The sequence below is a fragment of the Hyunsoonleella sp. 2307UL5-6 genome (assembly GCF_047345485.1).
GTDB lineage: Bacteria > Bacteroidota > Bacteroidia > Flavobacteriales > Flavobacteriaceae > Jejuia.
The window spans coordinates 458,471-477,484 of sequence record NZ_JBLFEN010000001.1; the positions used below are offsets into that span (position 1 = coordinate 458,471).

The window sequence follows — 19,014 nt, forward strand, 5'->3', positions numbered from 1 at the left end:
GTAAAAATATTTTGCTGTTTAAAAACTATGAAACTCAATTAAATTAGCCTCATAATATTGGTCGCCTAGTTTAGTAAGTAGTGTTCTAATAATATTACTATCACCATTTACAGCAATAGCAGAATACCCTACATTATTAAGCTTGCCTAAACGCAAATCTTTAATATTAATATTTCTCGAAGCCAATGCCGATAATAAAATCAACAAAATACCGGGTGCATTTTGATGCTTAGTCAATATAATTTTTTTACTTAAAGCCAAATTTAACTGCACACCATCCATTTCTAATAAATACACGCCTTTATTGTAGTAATTAGGCAGCACTTCATTTTCCTTATACGTTAAATCCTTAAAAAGTCCACCATCGGTACCTTTAATAAATTCAATAGCACTTTCTACACGTCTGTTTTCGTTATCAATAGACAAAAAAGCAACAGCAGTACCGTCATTATTAGATTTTAGGCGAGCAGACTCAACATTAATACCTTCGGACGCTAACGTATTAAAGAGCGAAGAGATAACTCCTGGCTTATCCAAATGCTCAGAAAACAAGCCATTTACAATACGTTTGGTGTTTTTAGGTATTTCATCAGTAACAGTGATAGATTTACCCCATTTACGGATTCTAATAGCGTTATAATCGCCCATTCCAGTAGCGCTTCTATACAAGTCTACAAATTCTGAAAACGAACCTCCAAACGAAAAATCGGGAATAATACGGCGTTGTGTGTCATCTAAACGCTGATTTAACAACTCTATACCTTTATTTAAAACGGTATATTTTACTTTTAAATCATGATCGTCATAAATTGTACGATTCTCAGGAATTAATTTAGAATAACTCACATAACTCTCATATCCAGCTTCTTGTATGTACTCTAAACTCTCTTTATAATTTAGCCCATAATATTTTACGTGGTGCGTGTCTGTGCCAACACAAACAGGTATTTGCAACTCGTTGGCTCGCCTTAGTATGCTTTTTACAGGATATACACCAACACCTTTAAATTTACCCGCCATATTTACATCTAACGATAAATTTCTATCTGCTATTAGCTCTAAAAGCGTTCTAAATTTATTAGCCAAAGGGTGAGAACTCGTTTCAAAATCCACCAAAGCTTCTGGCATATCTACGTTTAATTTTGGCAAATCAATATGACCGATAATCTGTATCATGTCCCCAAAACACTCAATCATCTGTATCATTTCATTAAAATACCCATCCCAATACGCCTCTAAACTTCCTCTAAGCTTCAGTAACTGTTCTGCCTCTTCTTTAGAGCCATCATACGGCAAACCTTCTGGCGCAAAATGTACAGAACCTATTACATAATCCGCATCTTCTGCTTGAAAAATCTTAGATCTACTCCACTGCAATCCTAAACCAGGACCCATCCATTCTAACTCAACACCATATTTTATATTAATACGCCCTTCGTATTTTTGCCTTAAATTTGCAATACGCTTTGGGTAATTTAAATATGAGCGATTACCACGAATAAACTTTACATTCGTTTCACGCTCTGCGATATACCTAAAACTAGTTAGTCTGGGCGAATGAATAATAAACGTAATACTCGGGTTACCAGCCTCAATAGCCTTGTCAATAATATCCTCTAGTTTATCAATACCATGTTTTACGTGGTCTTGCTCAGTACCTGCATGTATCCCATGGGTTTCCCAAATAAAATCGTTAAGCTTTTTCATCAACTAAGTGCGTTTGTTTAAAAGAATCCAAATTTAACCATAATTAAGAAATACATACATAAAAGTTAAACTATTTGATAAATTAAAATAGCTTTTAGGGCGTTACCCAAGATGTTATATAGTGCTGTTTCATTACGTACACAACCTTGGGTCAGGCTATCCGTTATATCTTTTTTGTGCGGCATTACATTTAATGTGCTGTTAGATTTTTACAAATAGGATAACAAAATGCAAGTGTATAAAATCTTTGGCTACCACAAAAAAGGATGCCACTACTATCCTTAACGCAAAACCATGTTAAAACTTCCAATTTATCGCGTATTTATGTAAATTCGCTCTATGTCTGTAAATCTGCAAACTCCCATAGATTATCTAAAAGGCGTAGGACCTAATCGTGCCGATTTACTGCGAAAGGAGCTCGATATACATACCTATCAAGATATTTTAAATCTATTCCCAAATCGGTATATAGACAAAACGCGGTTTTACAAAGTCAATCAACTTATTGATAACAGCGCCGAAATTCAAATTATTGGCAAAATAACCAGCTTTAAAGAGGTTGCTCAAAAACGTGGTAAGCGCTTAGTTGCTTCATTTCAAGACGATACAGGTACTATGGAGTTGGTATGGTTTAGAGGGCAAAAATGGATACGTGATAGCCTTAAACTAAATATACCCTATGTAATATTTGGTAAAGCAAATAGGTTTGGCAATAAATTTAGTATGCCGCATCCTGATATTGAAACTATAAACGACCATAAAAAAAGCTTAAGCTCAGGTATTCATCCTATTTATCCTTCTACCGAAAAATTGAGTAATAAAGGGATTAGTAATCGCGTGGTTAGTAAAATTGTACAACAACTATTTTTAGAAACAAAAGGTAAGTTTGTTGAAACACTTTCTAAACCTGTACTTTCAGAATTAAAATTAATACCAAAGGCCGAAGCCTTATTAAATATTCACTTTCCAAAATCGCAAGAGCTCCTAGCAAAAGCGCAATATCGATTAAAATTCGAGGAGTTGTTTTACATACAACTACAACTCATTTTAAAAAATCTCATCCATAAATCAAAAATAAAAGGCTTTCAGTTCGATACTGTGGGCAACTATTTTAATACGTTTTTCAAACAGCATTTACCTTTCCAACTAACCAATGCGCAAAAACGCGTTTTAAAAGAAATAAGAGCAGATTTGGGAAGTAATGCACAAATGAATCGTTTATTACAAGGCGATGTAGGTTCTGGAAAAACCATAGTAGCCTTCATGTCAATGCTCATGGCACTTGATAATGGTTTTCAAGCCTGTTTAATGGCACCGACTGAAATTTTGTCAGTCCAACACTATAACGGCTTAAAAGAATGGTGTAATAGATTGAATATCAATATTTCATTGCTTACTGGTTCAAGTAAAACTTCAGAAAGAAAAATAATTCATGAAGCATTAGAAAATGGCGATTTACACATACTTGTTGGTACGCATGCTTTACTAGAAGATAAAGTAAAATTTAAAAATTTAGGGCTAGCAGTTATTGATGAACAACACCGATTTGGTGTAAAACAAAGAAGTAAATTGTGGCATAAAAACACGTTTCCGCCGAATGTGCTTGTTATGACCGCCACACCCATTCCGCGAACACTAGCCATGTCCGTTTATGGCGATTTAGATATCTCTGTGATTGATGAATTACCACCAGGACGTAAATCTATTAAAACCGTACATCGGTATGACGCCAACCGCTTAAATGTTTTTAAGTTTATGCGAGATGAAATTGCAAAAGGACGACAAGTATACATTGTATATCCGTTAATTCAAGAAAGTCAAGCTATGGATTATAAAGATTTAATGGAAGGTTATGAAAGTATTTCTAGAGATTTCCCACTACCCGACTACCAAATTTCTATTGTTCATGGTAAAATGAAACCTGCAGATAAAGAGTTTGAAATGCAACGTTTCATTAAAGGAGAAACGCAAATTATGGTAGCTACTACTGTAATAGAGGTTGGTGTAAATGTGCCTAATGCCTCTGTAATGATTATTGAAAGTGCAGAACGTTTTGGATTATCGCAACTACACCAATTACGCGGGCGTGTAGGGCGTGGCGCAGAACAGAGTTATTGTATATTAATGACAAGCCATAAATTAAGTAACGATAGCAAAACCCGATTAGAAACCATGGTACGCACCAATGATGGTTTTGAAATTGCTGAAGTAGATTTAAAACTCCGAGGTCCTGGAGATATTATGGGCACGCAACAAAGTGGTATTTTAAATTTAAGAATTGCAGATATTGTAAAGGATAAAGCTATCTTACAGCAGGCCAGATATTATGCTAAAAAGGTGTTACACGAAGACCCGTCGTTATCCAAAGCAGCACATGAGGTAATTTTAAACACCTACAAAGCCATGGGGAAATACAAGAATATTTGGAATTATATAAGTTAATTATAATTTCTAACGCAACCAATTCTTTAAATTCACATCTAACTATAAAATTTTTATATGAAAATATATTTGATTGCCTTTACAGTTTCAATATCATTATGTGCAAGCTTCTGTTGTCCTGAAGAAGATGACTTTTTCCCTCTTAAAGAAATAGCAAACAATACAATTATTAGCATTAATGATAACAAAAAGGTTTTTGATTTAGGCGAACAAATTTTTATTAATACCACTTTCTCCAACGAGCAGACCACTCTAGATGGGGAAACTATTCTTTTAAGTGACTATAATAACAATAATGATAACATTAGGTGCACTTTTGCACTTTATAAAGAAACCAATTTTGGGACACTCGTAAAAATATCAGTTACCGATAACAATATAGAAGTTATTAATGGTAATACATACACCGATAGACACTGGATTAATGCAGAAAATACATTTAAAGATAATAAATTTTCTAGCGTATTCGGGATAACACTTTTAGAGTCTGGCACCTATTATATTACTGGTACAAATTATGATTTTGATAATGATGGCATAGTTTGGTTTTATATAAGTGACGTAAACTTAGCATCCAAAATAATTAATTCTGAAGATGATGGCGCCTATAAATTTACAGTAAATCCTTAGTTGATAACCTGTATTAATCAAATCATTTAAATCATCATGTAGGTTGTATAATACAAGAATATTTGGAATTATATTAGTTAAATTTTAATGTATTTGAGACCTCGCAGGTTTCTTAAAACCTGGTGAGGTCGCATCACATCTACTATAAGCTTCTTAAGATATTTAACGTTTCGAACTATTGGTTCCCAAAAAACAGGAAAGTTTCTATGTGTCTTATTTTCAAAGTTTTAAATTTTAAAAATCAATATAGGAATGTCTTGCTGAAATTTTATAGCGTAAATTTATAGTTGATTTTTTTAAGAAAATTCTTATTAACTGATGTTTAAGAAGATGTGTTTTCAAGCTCTTCTAAAATATGAGAAGCAGAAGACGTTACATTTTTGTATTTACAATATCCCCAGATAGAAAATAGAATTAAAAAAACTGCCATTACAGGAATGTACCAGTATATTAAATTTATGTTTGTAATAAATATGTCCTTTCCTTTAAATACTTTAATAATAACGGGTAAACTAACCACCAAAAGAATAAAATTAAGGTAGATACCAACTTTTTGTGTCAGTAGAAATTGTTTTTTCTTTTGAGTATAAGCTATTAAGGTTTCTTTATAATTGTTATTGGTTAAATCTATACTTTTCATACTTCTAATAGAACGCAACACGATTAGTGGAAGTACAATCAAATAGCACACAGTAAAAATACCAGAAACCGTTAAATACCATGTATTCAGCTCAGAAAATCGTGATATGAGTAGAATAGCCATTATAAAACAGATAATAGCACCTATTCCTTCATATTTTGACAATACATCTATTTTGTTTTTGTAACGCTCTTTAGTCATTTCCATAATTAATTTGTTAGTTAATTTTTTTTGATTTTCTAGTTGGTCACTCATTTGAGACCAAGTCGTTTGCATTTCTTCGAGTTCCATAATTTTATTTTTTTATTATTTGTTTGTTTAATTTTTCTTTAATCCTTGCCATACGTGTTCCAATATTACTAGTGGACATACCTGTTATGTCTGATATTTCCTGATACTTCTTCCCTTCTAAAAAAAGAAACACAATGCCTTTATCAATCTCACCAAGTTCTCTAATATGAGCATATAATATTTTAAGACGCTCTTCAAGAACTGGGTCATAAAATTCATCTGCTAGAACAATTCCATCGAGTGGTGTTTTATAACCTTTACGTTTCTTTTTCTTTAGATACAAAAGAGCAGTATTTAGTGCAATGCGATATACCCAAGTACTTAACTTTGCATTACCTCTAAATGTGTGAAAAGATTTCCATAATTGATATACAACATCTTGATATAAGTCCTTTTGATCTTCTTTATTATCGGCATATAATCTTGTCATTTTATAAAGAATACCTTCATTCTCCTGAATTACCTCTACAAACTGTTTTTCTTGCTTCATAAATTATTCTTTATAAGCCGTTGTGTATTTTGAAAAAATTCTGTCAATTCAAGTGAATTTCACGATTGAAATGAGTGAAATTTGTATTGAGAATAAGAATTTTTATATGAATTGGTTCTAGATACGATTTTTTATCAAAAAAATCACTCGAACTGATATTACACTGTTTATTTCAACTCAAAATGCACAAGGGTTCTTTATACTCTATTAGTATACGCTTACTTGAAAAAAGCACAAAATATTTTATTTTTTTTAGTGGCTTAACATGCGTAATGAGAAAGAGTAAACAAAATTGATATGTTTTATTTACAGAACATTAAAATATTTGGAAATATATTAGTTAAATTAGTAATAGTTGAGACCTCACAGGTTTTAAAAACCTGTGAGGTCTATCACATCTATTGTAAGCTTCTTAAGGCATTTAACTTTTTACTATAATTGCTAAAAGATGAAGCATCTAATTTAGGATTTACTTACTTGACTTTGTCAGAAAAAATATCGAACTTCGTTTAACGTTGGATATAAGTCATTGAGACGGACGTATATCCAGAAAAGTTAGCCACAATTAAAAAATTCAAATACATAAGATAATTCAGATTAATGATTGTACCTTTGATAGTATCAAATGATAGTATCACGAATGAAACCACTATACGAAATAACAACTTCTGTTTTAAAGTTAATAACTTCTATTTCGGAAAAAATAGGAGAAGTAAATGCTAATTTACTAAATAAACCTTCTCCTAAATTAAGAAAGCAGAATAGAATCAAAACTATTCATTCATCTTTAAAAATTGAAGGAAACACACTTACAGAAGAACAAATAACAGCGCTTTTAGAAAACAAAAGAGTTATTGGTCCTAAAAAAGATGTTCTTGAAGTTTTAAACGCAATTAAAATCTATGAGAATTTAGAAGAATACAAACCATCTAATGAAAAATCCTTTTTAAAAGCACATAAAAACTTAATGGAAGGATTAATTGAAAATTCTGGAAAATACAGAAAGCAAGGTGTCGGAATTGTAAAAGGCTCTAAAATTGAGCATTTAGCACCACCTTTTGAAAATGTGCCATATTTAATGAAAGACCTTTTTGATTATTTAAAAAAGTCTGACGAAATTGGATTAATTAAAAGTTGTGTATTTCATTACGAAATGGAATTTATTCATCCATTTTTAGATGGAAATGGCAGAATGGGAAGATTATGGCAAACTTTAATACTAATGGAAAAATATCCAATCTTTGAGTTTTTGCCTTTTGAAACTTTAATTAGTAAAGACCAAGAGAAATATTATAAAGCTTTGGCGGAGTCTGATAAATTAGGGAAATCGACTAAGTTTATTGAATATATGCTAAATGTAATTGACATTTCAATTGGTGAATTATTAGATTATAATAATAGAACATTGAATGAAAAAGACAGATTAGAATATTATATTTCCTTAAATAAAAAAGAATTCACAAGGAAAGATTATATGGGTATTTTTAAAGATATATCTTCTGCAACTGCAAGCAGAGATTTGAAAAAAGGAGCTGAACTAGGTTTATTTGAAAAAATAGGAGAAAAAAACAAAACAATGTATCAATTAAAATAACTGGGCACAGCACCATGTATAATTAGTTGCTAGTTCCTAGCCTACTTACGAAAGTCCTATCGGATTTTGAACTACTCCCAAAAAGTTAGACACTGTTTACGGGTATTTTTATGGAAAGAAAAGTTAAGTACGATTACGATTTCAAACTTAGTTGTGTAAAAGAAGTTTTAAAAAATCACAAGACCTCACATCTATTATAAGCTTCTTAAGGTATTTAACTTTACTACACTTGCTAAAAGAAGAAACACATAATTTAAGATTTATCTACTTGACTTTGTCAGAAAAAATATCGAACTTCGTTTAACATTGGATATAAGTCATTAAAACGGACGTATATCCAGAAAAGTTAAACGAACCTCTGCAATAACACACATCCGCTTCTACTAGATGTCAGTTAGTAAGTACACCCGCGTTAGGGATTGAAGTGGCATCCTTTTTAAAGCTTTTTTACAAATTCGCCGTCATTACGAGGAGGTACGACGATGTAATCTGCTTCGATTATGGAGATTGCTTCACTCCGTTCGCAATGACGTTAGCGCAAAGGTGTTTTAAAAAATCACAAAACCTCACAGGTTTTTAAAACCTGTGAGGTCTCATCACATCTATTATAAGCTTCTTAAGGTATTTAACTTTACTACACTTGCTAAAAGAAGAAACACATAATTTGAGATTTATCTACTTGACTTTGTCAGAAAAAATGTCGAACTTCGTTTAACGTTGGATATAAGTCATTAAAACGGACGTATATCCAAAAACGTTCTCTACAAGTTAAAACAACAATGAAACAAACGATTTTAATTATACTATCACTTTTTTGGATAAGCTGTTATTCTCAAACAAAAAAGAAATTCAATTTAGATTTTGAAGAATACAATGAGAACAATGAACTTCCCAAAGGTTGGTTTAAGTGGGGGGATTACGAAGTAGAAGTCGATACAGTTCATGCGAAACTAGGAAAGGCCTCAGGGAAAATTATTTCTAAAAAAACGCATAACTCCTTTGGAGGTATAGCATATTCAATTCCCGCTAATTATGAAGGAAAGTCTATTCGTTTAGAGGGTTTTATGAAAATTGAAAATATCCGAAATGGTTTTAGTGGATTATTGCTTAGAATAGATGATAAAAATAATCAAGTATTGGCATTTGAAAATATGCAAAGCCAAAAAATTCATGGTACTAAAGACTGGCAGAAATACTCCATTTCATTACCATACCCTAAGAGTGCTGAAACAATTTTTGTTGCAGGACTAATTACAGGTTCTGGAGAAGCATGGTTTGATAACTTTGTTTTAACAATAGATGGAAAGGATATTCAAACACTTAAAGAAAAAGAGAAACCCATTTTTAATGCAAACTTAGATAAAGAATTTGATTTGGGATCTAAGATTGAATTTCCAGAACTTAACAACAACATAATTGTAAACTTAGATTTATTGGGGAAAGTATGGGGTTTTTTAAAATATCACCATCCAGAAATTGCAAAGGGAAATTATAATTGGGATTACGAATTGTTTCGTTTTCTTCCGATATATTTAGAGGGTAAAACTACCCTAGAGAGGGATAATTTACTTTTAGAATGGATAAAAAAAATAGGAGTTATTGAGAAATGTTTACAATGCGAAAGTACAGCTGAAGAAGCTTTCATAAAACCTGATATGTCTTGGTTTGATAGTTTCAACATAAGTTTGAAATTAAAAAATGAGTTAAAAAATATTTATCAAAATAGAAGACAAGGTGAATCCTTCTATATTGGCTATAATAATTCCAATCGTTTAGCTTTTTTAAATGAAAACAGGTACATAATGATGTCTTATCCAGATAAAGGCTTTAGGTTGTTAGCTCTTTACAGGTATTGGAATATGATTCATTATTTTTTTCCATATAAATATTTAATAGACAAAAACTGGAATGATATTTTAAGAGAGTATATACCCAAGATTATAAATGCTAAAAATGAATTAGAGTATGAATTAACTTTTATTCAATTAATGGGAGATATAAACGACACCCATGTGTCTTATTCAATCGGCTTTAATAAAGTTAATGATAAAAGAGGAGTTTTTTTTCCATCTTTTCGAGTTAAGTTTATTGAGGATAAATTAGTAGTTATAGACCATTACAACCCTGAATTAAAGAATGCATCTAAAGTTGAATCTGGAGATATAATCACATATATTAATAAAAAATCTGTCGAATCAATATTAGATAGCATAAAACCATATTACCCAGCTTCTAACGAAACAACGAGATTAAGGGATATTTCTCGAGATATTCTGCGCTCACCAAAAAAAGAAATTACGATAGAATTTATTTCAGCAGGTAAAAAAGAAGAACACTCAATACCTCTATATAAAAAAGATAGTTTAAATATGTATTGGCATAATTGGGAGGGAAAATCTTATAAATTTTTAAAAAATGATGTTGGGTATGTGACTTTAAAGTTTATTAAAAAAGAAGATATTCCCATTATTAAAGAAACTTTCAAAAACACAAAAGGAATTATTATTGACATAAGAAACTATCCTTCAACATTTGTTCCATTTTTGTTAGGCTCTTATTTTGTGTCAGATAACACGCCTTTTGTGAAATTCTCAACTGGAAATATTAATAACCCTGGAGAATTCATTTTTAAAAATGGCGATGAGATTCCTAAACCAACAAAAACATATAAAGGGAAATTAGTTGTTTTAGTTAATGAATTTTCGCAAAGTCAATCTGAATTTACTGCCATGGCATTTAGAGCAGGAAACAATACAACTATCATTGGTAGCACAACAGCTGGAGCAGATGGTAATGTTACGACAATATTATTACCCGGAGGATTAAGAACTCGTTTCTCTGGAATGGGAGTTTATTACCCTGATGGAACTGAAACTCAAAGAGTAGGTATAGTTCCAGATATTGAAATTAAACCTACTGTTAAAGGGGTAAAAGAAGGTAGAGATGAATTATTAGAAAAAGCGATTGAAATAATAAATGAATAAAAACCTGTAGAGAACAACGTATAAAATTAATTGCTAGTTCAAGCCTACTTACGAAAATCCTCTTGGATTTTCTATTCGGTTTGTATTTGCTAAATTAGGTGCTTAAACAACGCAACTAATCTTATACAGCAACGTTAAACGAACCTCTCCAAAAATACACATCTTCTTCTAATAGACTTCAGTTAGTAAGCACACCCGCGTTAGGGATTGAAGTGGCATCCTTTTTTTGTTGCTTATAAATAGGCCGCTATTACGAGAAGTGAGGCACGAACGACAAAGTAATCTCTTTGTGTTAGTAGATTGCTTTACTTAATAGCAATAACACTAGGTGAAGTAAAAAAAAGATATAACGGAAAGCCCGACCGGAGCCTAAGCGGAGGTAACGCCCAAAAAAAATTAGTATTACTATTACTAAAAAACATATTTTATTAAGCTGATTAGGATTATCGCGTCCATAATTCTCACTTTTACGCATAAAAAAAGGCAACCAAATTGGTTGCCTTTTTTAATAGTTACATGTTCAAGAAATTATTTCTTCCCGTCCATTTTATCTTTAAGCGCTTGTAAAGCATCATTAGCATCACCTAATGTTGGTTTTGCTTCAGCAGCTTGTGCAGCTTGCTTTTTAGCAGCAGCTTTTACATTTGCTACTTCTTCAGCTTTATGAATTGCAGCATGAGAGGCTACAACACGTTTAAACTCTTTGTTAAATTCAATAATTTTGAATTCAGCAGCTTCACCTTTCTTCAATTTGCTACCATCTTCTTTTTCTAGGTGACGTTGTGGTACAAATGCAGTAATATCATCATTAAATACAATTGTAGCACCTTTATCAACTATTTCGAAGATTTCAGCGTTGTGAGTGGTATTTAAAGCAAATTCAGTTTCATACTTATCCCAAGGATTATCTGTAGTTTGTTTGTGTCCTAAACTTAATTTACGACCTTCTACATCTAACTCAAGTACAATAACCTCTAGCTTGTCACCAACGGCACAAAACTCAGATGGATGCTTCACTTTCTTAGTCCAAGATAAATCAGAAATATAAATTAATCCGTCGATACCTTCTTCTAATTCAACAAAAACACCAAAGTTTGTAAAGTTACGTACAATACCACTATGCTTAGAACCTAATGGGTATTTTGTAGTAATATCTGTCCATGGATCTGGCGTTAATTGCTTAATACCAAGAGACATTTTACGATCTTCTCTATCTAAAGTTAAAATAACCGCATCTACCTCATCACCAACGGTAACGAAATCTTGAGCCGAACGTAAGTGTGTAGACCAAGACATTTCAGAAACGTGTATTAATCCTTCAACACCATCAGCAACTTCAATAAACGCACCGTAATCTGCAATAACAACTACTTTACCTTTTACTTTATCACCAACTTTAACCTCTTCTCCAAGAGCTTCCCATGGGTGTTTGCTTAATTGCTTAAGACCTAATTGGATTCTAGACTTATCTTCATCAAAATCAAGAATTACAACGTTTAATTTCTGATCTAATTCTACAATTTCGTTTGGATGATTAATTCTAGACCACGATAAATCTGTGATATGAACTAATCCGTCAACACCACCAAGATCAATAAACACACCGTAAGATGTAATATTTTTAACAATACCTTCTAGTACTTGACCTTTTTCTAATTGACCAATAATTTCTTTCTTCTGTTCCTCAATATCAGCCTCAATAAGTGCTTTATGAGATACTACTACGTTTTTAAACTCGTGATTAATTTTCACAACTTTAAATTCCATAGTTTTATTAACGTACTGATCGTAATCTCTAATTGGCTTAACGTCAATTTGAGATCCTGGTAAGAATGCTTCAATGCCAAAAACATCTACAATCATACCACCTTTAGTTCTGCATTTTACAAAACCATTAACAATTTCACCAGTTTCGTGTGCTTTATTTACTCTGTCCCAAGCCTTAATTACACGAGCTTTACGGTGAGATAATATTAATTGTCCTGTAGCATCTTCACGCACGTCAATTAATACTTCTACCTTGTCTCCTTCTTTTAAGTCTGGATTGTAACGAAATTCGTTTAAAGAAATTACACCTTCAGATTTTGCGTTGATGTCTATAATAGCATCTCTATCAGTGATGTGTATTACAGTACCTTCAACCACTTCGTCGTCTAATGTATCAACAAAATTTTCTGCTACTAATTTTTCAAATTCTTCAAGTTGCTTATCATCAACCTCATCAATACCTTCTTGGTAATTGTGCCAGTTAAACTCTTTTAAGAATTTTTCAGGATTTGCTTGTGCTTCAGTTACTACTGGAGCTTCTGCAGTTGTTGCTTCTGTTGCTTCAACTTCTGCTTGTTTTGCTTTTTCAGCCATTTAATTAAATATGCGAATTATTAAATAGATTTTCACCAGTGTGAAAACGCCATTTTATCGCGTTTGTATCCTGTATGTTTCAAAAAGTTAAACGCTTAACACACAGAAGTGTTATAAAAATAGTTTTCTAAATCCTTTTCATCTTTTTGATACTGCGTTAAAAAGGAGTGCAAAAATATAAATTTTCAAGGAATTAGCCTAATATTATTCTTTTTTTGGGCGTTCCCCTTCGGGTCAGGCTTTCCGCTAATAGTTTTGGCTCAAAGCGTAGCTCGCCAAAAGCTACCGCTGCAATCCTTAACGCGGGTTTACCCGCCAATATATTACAAAAACGAAAGCTACTTTTTACGTGCTATTTTTTACACAAAAAAGAGTAGCAAAATAATAATTTGTCTGTTAGTTTGATTGCATAATTAAATTATAGTAAAAAAAATCAGTATATTGTTCAACCAAAAATTAACTATTAAAACTAAAAAATTATGGTAAAAGCAAAATATCAAGCGGTACTTGAACTAGGAGAAGCGCTAAACATTCAAAACGGAGATGTTAAAGAAGAAAACGGACAATTGCAAATACACGGTACAGCAAATACACCGTATGAAAAAGACTTATTATGGAATAAGATAAAAGAACTTGGTGGCGAAAACCCATCTGATCTTATGGCCGATATTAAAGTAGCAGATGCTAGTGTTTACCATCGCCACATTGTAAAAAGCGGAGAAACTTTAGGTAAAATTGCTAAACAATATTATGGTAGTCCATCAAAATATCAAGCAATTTTTAAAGCTAATTCTGACATACTAAAGAATCCAGATGTTATACATCCAGATCAAGAATTAATTATCCCTAATCTATAGGAATTTCAGAATACAGTATACACAAAGGTTGTCCTATTTATAGTGACAACCTTTTTTTATTCACCATCTTCAATGGTCATTTTAGCTAATCGAAGTATTTTCTCAAATTGCGCTTCTAATGTTAAATTAGAATTATCAACCTCTATAGCATCCTTAGCCTTAACCAAAGGAGATTCTTTTCGATGCGTATCAATATAATCGCGCTCTGTAACATTTTTTAATACATCAGCATACGAAACGTTATCCCCGCGTGCTTTTAGCTCTTGATAACGGCGTTCTGCCCGTGTTGCGGCAGATGCTGTCATAAATAACTTTAGTTCTGCATTTGGAAACACCACTGTACCAATGTCGCGCCCATCCATTACCACGCCTTTGTCCTCTCCTATTCTTTTTTGAATGGCAACTAATTTTTGACGTACCTCTGCAATGGCAGCAACTTTACTTACGTAACTGGATACCTCTAGAGTTCTAATCTTATGTTCAATATTTTCACCATTAAGGTATACTTCAGCATATCCTAAACTTTCATTAAACTTAAAACTAAGTACTATAGTATCAAGTTGATATATAAGTGCTTCTTTGTTAAAATCATCTTTAGATATTAATCCATTTTGGATAGCATATAATGTAACCGCCCTATACATCGCACCAGAATCTACATATACATAGCCCAAAGTTTTAGCAATTTGTTTAGCTACAGTACTTTTCCCTGTAGATGAGTACCCGTCTATGGCAATGGTAATTTTATCCATGTATTATTAAAGTTTCTAGGTGTCTAAAGTACTTAAAATGCCTAAAGTGTAAAAATATAGGTTCCATTTTATGCACTAAAAAACTTTAGTTCGTTTAAGATACGTATTTACTGTAAATCTATCTGTAAACCAAAGAAGTTAGAATTAGCTGCACTGGTATATTTGGCATGTGTATAGCTAAACCTCATACTATTCATTTTAATAGAAAAGCCAGCTGAAAGTCCAGAAAAATTACGCTGATCTACAATTCGTAACTCCTCGCCTCTTCTAAAATTATAACCAAAACGAATATTGAATCCGCCTTCAGGAAATAATTCTGCACCTAGTATAGTGTGACGAATAAGTTGCCCTACAAAGCCAATATCCTCAGACGTTTGATTACCCGATAAATCGCTTGTAGCTCTTGCAGGATTTGGTCTTGCAATTGGCCATTGTTGTAAATTTTCTAAAGTAACATGCCATCTAATAGGTACATGCTCTAGGGTTTGAGACAGCCCTATACCAACTTCAAAAGGTAACCGCTCATTTAATCCGGCGTATGTTGTTATTTGAGACCCTAAATTTCTAACCACTAAAGCAGCATGAAAATCTATATCTTCATTGATGTAAAGCAATCCTAGATCTAATGCTGCACCAAAAGAGTCGTACTGCTCTAATTTGGAAGTGATTAGTTTTAAATTTGTACCAAAATAAAAATCAGAATACCCAATTTGCAGTGCGTAACCAACAGACAGCGCAGTTTCGCTACCTGTAAATTCTCCTGTAGATACACCGTTTTCATCATAACCATCAAAAGATCCATAATTAATATATGTGATACCACCATGGATAGTTTGTGTACGCCTATCGATAGTGTAGGCATAAGATGCTGTACCAAAACTAATACCGCCTAAGTAGCTAGAATAATTTAACGCCAGTTGGTTATCCATTTCAACATTTATAGTTGCAGGATTAAACAGTGCTTGTGTTACATCATAATCTACATTTGTAAATACCTTACCGCCTAGAGCAGCTTGCCTTGGAGAAGATACTAAGTTTAAAAACTGATACGTAGTTTCACCACCCACTTGAGCCATTACAAGGGTAGTTAGTGAGAGACACAGAATAGTAATAATTTTTCTTAGCATATTTACTGGACAAAGTAAATGAATCTATCTTAGAACGATAGCATCTAGCATTTATTTTTTTTAAGTAAATATTTCTACTTTAAACGCAATTCTTGACCAATAAAAATAGTGTTGGTTTTTAACCCATTTATCTGCTTTAATGCTTTAACAGTAATGCCATAGGTTTTAGAAATACTGTATAATGTGTTACCCTTAGCGACTTTTATAGTATCTGGAATTTCATTTACTTTATCAAAGTCTTTTATTCTAAGTTTTTGCCCAACACTTACCAATGTTGTTTCTAAATTATTAGCCTTTTTTAATTCTTTTAAAGTAACACCATACTTTTTTGCTAGAGCAAATAGTGTTTCTCCTGCTTTTACAGTATGAAACGCTGATGAATTATCAACTGCATCAAAACTAGCTTTAGTAGTAGTTTGTTTTGCCTTAGCAATACTTGCATTGCGTTTGTTAATAGTCTCTTTATCATCAAACTCTAAAGATTTAACAGTGTCTATTTGTTTGCCATTAACAAGAATAAATTCGCCAGTTGCAATATTTAATTTAGCTGGTTTACCATTAAGTAATACATCTTTATAAATGGGTTTACTTTGCCCTAACACTAGATTGGAACAAAGTAAAACCACAACTATAAACCATACATTTTTAAAGTTTTTTCGCATTTTTTACTTTTTGATTAGTGATTGCCAAATCTATCACATCGCTCATATCTGTAACGTAATGAAACGTTAAACCTTTTAAATAATCTGGTTTAATTTCAGCAATATCTCTTCTATTGTCTTCACAAAGTAATATTTCTTTTATTCTAGCGCGTTTAGCAGCTAAAATCTTTTCTTTAATACCGCCTACAGGCAGCACTTTGCCTCTAAGGGTAATCTCTCCAGTCATTGCTAAACTTTTCTTCACCTTCTTTTGCGTAAACAAAGATACTAAAGATGTTAACATGGTTACACCTGCGCTTGGACCATCTTTTGGAGTTGCACCTTCAGGCACATGAATATGCACGTTATAACTGCTAAATACCGATGCATCTATACCAAATGTTTCAGCATTAGATTTTATATATTCCATCGCAATAGTAGCAGATTCTTTCATTACTTTACCCAAGTTTCCAGTAATTGTCATGGTGCCTTTTCCTTTAGATAATATAGATTCAATAAACAAAATATCGCCACCTACACTAGTCCACGCTAAACCTGTAACAACACCAGCAACGTTATTATTCTCGTATTTATCGCGCTCTAGCTTAGGACCGCCCAATACCTCAACAATATCATCATTAGATACTTTTACGTTATAATCTTCTTCCATAGCAATATTTTTAGCACCATAACGTACCATTTTTGCTATTTGTTTTTCTAAACCACGAACACCAGATTCTCTAGTATAACCTTCCACAATTTTTTCTAGCTGCGGCTTTCCAATTTTTAAGTGAGAATTATCTAAACCATGTTCTGTTAGCTGTTTTGGTAATAAATGACGTTTTGCTATTTCTACCTTTTCTTCAATAGTATACCCTGTTACATTTATAATTTCCATACGGTCTCTTAACGCAGGTTGTATGGTTGCTAAACTATTAGAGGTAGCAATAAACATCACTTTAGAAAGGTCGTAGCCCATTTCTAAAAAGTTATCATAAAACTCATTATTCTGCTCAGGGTCTAAAACCTCTAACATTGCAGAAGATGGATCGCCTTGATGCGAGTTTGATAGTTTATCAATTTCATCTAAAACAAAAACAGGATTTGAGGTTCCAGCCTTTTTTAAGCTTTGTATAATACGCCCTGGCATTGCTCCAATATATGTCTTCCTGTGTCCTCTAATCTCTGCCTCATCACGTAAACCACCAAGAGACATACGCACATATTCTCTACCTAAAGCCTCGGCTATAGATTTACCTAAAGATGTTTTACCAACCCCTGGAGGCCCGTACAAACAAAGAATTGGCGATTTCATGTCATTACGTAACTTTAAAACAGCTAAGTATTCTATAATTCTTCGTTTTACATCATCTAAACCATAATGATCTCTATCTAATATTTTTTTAGCACGCTTTAAATCGAATTTATCTTTACTAAATTCATTCCAAGGTAAATCTAAAAACAATTCTAAATAGTTACGTTGTATCGAATATTCTGATACTTGCGGATTCATGCGTTGTAATTTACCTACTTCTTTTTCAAAATGTTTGGCTACTTTTTCGTCCCAAATTTTTTCTTTAGATTTTGCAATCATTTCATCAATCTCCTCATCATGACTTACGCCACCCAATTCCTCTTGAATGGTTTTCATTTGTTGATGTAAAAAATATTCACGTTGTTGTTGGCTCATATCCATTTGAACCTTAGACTGAATATCATTTTTAAGTGCTAATTTTTGAAATTCTACATTCATAAATTTCAAGGTAGCTAACGCACGACTTTTTAGGTCGTTATTTTCTAAAAGTTCCTGCTTTTCAGATACCGAAAGATTCATGTTTGAAGACACAAAATTTACTAAAAACGAGTTACTTTCTATGTTTTTAATAGCGAAAGACGCTTCACTAGGAATATTAGGGCTTTCCTTAATAATTTCTAGTGCTAAGTCCTTTATAGAATCTATTATTGCTGTAAACTCTTTATTCTTTTTTGCAGGTTTAGCTTCTGGCAAATCTTCTATTGTAGCTGTAATGTATGGCGTTTCAGAAACTACCTCCTTCACCTTAAAACGCTTTTTCCCTTGTATAATAACAGTAACGTTACCATCTGGCATTTTTAAAACCCTTAAAATACGAGCTACAGTTCCTGTATTAAAAATATCTTTTCCAGAAGGTGTTTCAATCGTTTCATCTTTTTGTGCTACAACACCTATAACTTTACCACCTTTATTAGCATCGTTAATCAGTTTTATAGATTGATCTCTTCCTGCAGTTATTGGTATTACTACGCCTGGGAATAATACCGTGTTACGTAATGCTAAAATTGGTAAAGATGCTGGGAGTTCTTCTTTATTTATGGCCTCTTCATCTTCTGGTGTCATTAATGGGATTAACTCTGAATTTTCATCAAACTCCTGCAATGACAAACTGTCAAATGTTATAAAATTAGATTTCTTCATATAGTAGTTTAGGTCATTCTGTCATTAAAACAAAATATGCCTT

At 32.5% G+C, this 19,014-nt stretch carries 13 protein-coding genes; 5 read left to right on the forward strand and 8 right to left on the reverse strand.

Features of this window, described 5'->3' with window-relative positions:
* Nucleotides 1–18 precede the first annotated feature (18 nt).
* Nucleotides 19–1,707 (reverse strand): histidinol-phosphatase HisJ family protein, encoded by a 1,689-nt coding sequence (locus ACKGJY_RS02020; protein ID WP_413972172.1) that lies wholly within the window; start codon nucleotides 1,705–1,707, stop codon nucleotides 19–21.
* A gap of 339 nt (nucleotides 1,708–2,046) precedes the next feature.
* Between ACKGJY_RS02020 and recG the strand changes: the two genes are divergently transcribed.
* Together recG and ACKGJY_RS02030 are read left to right on the forward strand one after the other, a co-directional pair.
* Nucleotides 2,047–4,149: an ATP-dependent DNA helicase RecG gene (gene recG, locus ACKGJY_RS02025; RefSeq protein ID WP_413972173.1), complete on the forward strand. Its 2,103-nt coding sequence runs from the start codon at nucleotides 2,047–2,049 to the stop codon at nucleotides 4,147–4,149.
* Between the two features lie 57 nt (nucleotides 4,150–4,206).
* Complete coding sequence (locus ACKGJY_RS02030) at nucleotides 4,207–4,779, forward strand: hypothetical protein (protein WP_413972174.1); 573 nt, start codon at nucleotides 4,207–4,209, stop codon at nucleotides 4,777–4,779.
* Between the two features lie 322 nt (nucleotides 4,780–5,101).
* Here the strand turns inward: ACKGJY_RS02030 and ACKGJY_RS02035 are convergent, their stop codons facing one another.
* Nucleotides 5,102–5,710, reverse strand: a complete 609-nt coding sequence (locus ACKGJY_RS02035; RefSeq protein WP_413972175.1) for a hypothetical protein — start codon at nucleotides 5,708–5,710, stop codon at nucleotides 5,102–5,104.
* A 4-nt stretch (nucleotides 5,711–5,714) separates the two neighbouring features.
* Nucleotides 5,715–6,200 (reverse strand): RNA polymerase sigma factor, encoded by a 486-nt coding sequence (locus ACKGJY_RS02040; protein WP_413972176.1) that lies wholly within the window; start codon nucleotides 6,198–6,200, stop codon nucleotides 5,715–5,717.
* A 640-nt stretch (nucleotides 6,201–6,840) separates the two neighbouring features.
* Between ACKGJY_RS02040 and ACKGJY_RS02045 the strand changes: the two genes are divergently transcribed.
* Together ACKGJY_RS02045 and ACKGJY_RS02050 are read left to right on the forward strand one after the other, a co-directional pair.
* Nucleotides 6,841–7,794, forward strand: coding sequence for a Fic family protein (locus tag ACKGJY_RS02045; RefSeq protein ID WP_413972177.1), 954 nt, complete (start codon nucleotides 6,841–6,843; stop codon nucleotides 7,792–7,794).
* A 779-nt stretch (nucleotides 7,795–8,573) separates the two neighbouring features.
* Nucleotides 8,574–10,778 (forward strand): S41 family peptidase, encoded by a 2,205-nt coding sequence (locus ACKGJY_RS02050; RefSeq protein WP_413972178.1) that lies wholly within the window; start codon nucleotides 8,574–8,576, stop codon nucleotides 10,776–10,778.
* A 528-nt stretch (nucleotides 10,779–11,306) separates the two neighbouring features.
* Here the strand turns inward: ACKGJY_RS02050 and rpsA are convergent.
* Nucleotides 11,307–13,139, reverse strand: a complete 1,833-nt coding sequence (gene rpsA, locus ACKGJY_RS02055; protein WP_413972179.1) for a 30S ribosomal protein S1 — start codon at nucleotides 13,137–13,139, stop codon at nucleotides 11,307–11,309.
* Between the two features lie 479 nt (nucleotides 13,140–13,618).
* Between rpsA and ACKGJY_RS02060 the strand changes: the two genes are divergently transcribed.
* Entirely contained in the window at nucleotides 13,619–13,996 is a 378-nt protein-coding gene (locus ACKGJY_RS02060; RefSeq protein ID WP_413972180.1) for a LysM peptidoglycan-binding domain-containing protein, read from the forward strand.
* A 56-nt stretch (nucleotides 13,997–14,052) separates the two neighbouring features.
* Here ACKGJY_RS02060 and cmk read toward each other — a convergent pair whose 3' ends face one another.
* The 4 genes from cmk to lon form a co-directional block, all read right to left on the reverse strand.
* The gene (cmk, locus tag ACKGJY_RS02065; protein WP_413972181.1) at nucleotides 14,053–14,748 is read right to left on the reverse strand and encodes a (d)CMP kinase; all 696 of its coding nucleotides are present in this window, start codon (nucleotides 14,746–14,748) and stop codon (nucleotides 14,053–14,055) included.
* Nucleotides 14,749–14,855: 107 nt separating this feature from the next.
* A complete protein-coding gene (porQ, locus tag ACKGJY_RS02070) occupies nucleotides 14,856–15,875 on the reverse strand; it encodes a type IX secretion system protein PorQ (protein ID WP_413972182.1) in 1,020 nt (339 codons plus the stop codon).
* Between the two features lie 74 nt (nucleotides 15,876–15,949).
* Nucleotides 15,950–16,537, reverse strand: a complete 588-nt coding sequence (locus tag ACKGJY_RS02075; protein WP_413972183.1) for a LysM peptidoglycan-binding domain-containing protein — start codon at nucleotides 16,535–16,537, stop codon at nucleotides 15,950–15,952.
* The gene (gene lon / locus ACKGJY_RS02080; RefSeq protein WP_413972184.1) at nucleotides 16,521–18,971 is read right to left on the reverse strand and encodes an endopeptidase La; all 2,451 of its coding nucleotides are present in this window, start codon (nucleotides 18,969–18,971) and stop codon (nucleotides 16,521–16,523) included. The genes ACKGJY_RS02075 and lon overlap by 17 nt, the downstream gene beginning before the upstream one ends.
* Nucleotides 18,972–19,014 lie beyond the last annotated feature (43 nt).

Excerpts from the sequence above, each read along its gene's own strand:
- ACKGJY_RS02060 (WP_413972180.1), top strand. The coding sequence starts at position 13,619 with ATGGTAAAAGCAAAATATCAAGCGGTACTTGAACTAGGAGAAGCGCTA.
- ACKGJY_RS02020 (WP_413972172.1), bottom strand. The coding sequence starts at position 1,707 with ATGAAAAAGCTTAACGATTTTATTTGGGAAACCCATGGGATACATGCA.
- ACKGJY_RS02045 (WP_413972177.1), top strand. The coding sequence starts at position 6,841 with ATGAAACCACTATACGAAATAACAACTTCTGTTTTAAAGTTAATAACT.
- ACKGJY_RS02050 (WP_413972178.1), top strand. The coding sequence starts at position 8,574 with ATGAAACAAACGATTTTAATTATACTATCACTTTTTTGGATAAGCTGT.
- porQ (WP_413972182.1), bottom strand. The coding sequence starts at position 15,875 with ATGCTAAGAAAAATTATTACTATTCTGTGTCTCTCACTAACTACCCTT.
- cmk (WP_413972181.1), bottom strand. The coding sequence starts at position 14,748 with ATGGATAAAATTACCATTGCCATAGACGGGTACTCATCTACAGGGAAA.
- rpsA (WP_413972179.1), bottom strand. The coding sequence starts at position 13,139 with ATGGCTGAAAAAGCAAAACAAGCAGAAGTTGAAGCAACAGAAGCAACA.
- ACKGJY_RS02035 (WP_413972175.1), bottom strand. The coding sequence starts at position 5,710 with ATGGAACTCGAAGAAATGCAAACGACTTGGTCTCAAATGAGTGACCAA.
- lon (WP_413972184.1), bottom strand. The coding sequence starts at position 18,971 with ATGAAGAAATCTAATTTTATAACATTTGACAGTTTGTCATTGCAGGAG.
- ACKGJY_RS02030 (WP_413972174.1), top strand. The coding sequence starts at position 4,207 with ATGAAAATATATTTGATTGCCTTTACAGTTTCAATATCATTATGTGCA.
- ACKGJY_RS02040 (WP_413972176.1), bottom strand. The coding sequence starts at position 6,200 with ATGAAGCAAGAAAAACAGTTTGTAGAGGTAATTCAGGAGAATGAAGGT.
- ACKGJY_RS02075 (WP_413972183.1), bottom strand. The coding sequence starts at position 16,537 with ATGCGAAAAAACTTTAAAAATGTATGGTTTATAGTTGTGGTTTTACTT.
- recG (WP_413972173.1), top strand. The coding sequence starts at position 2,047 with ATGTCTGTAAATCTGCAAACTCCCATAGATTATCTAAAAGGCGTAGGA.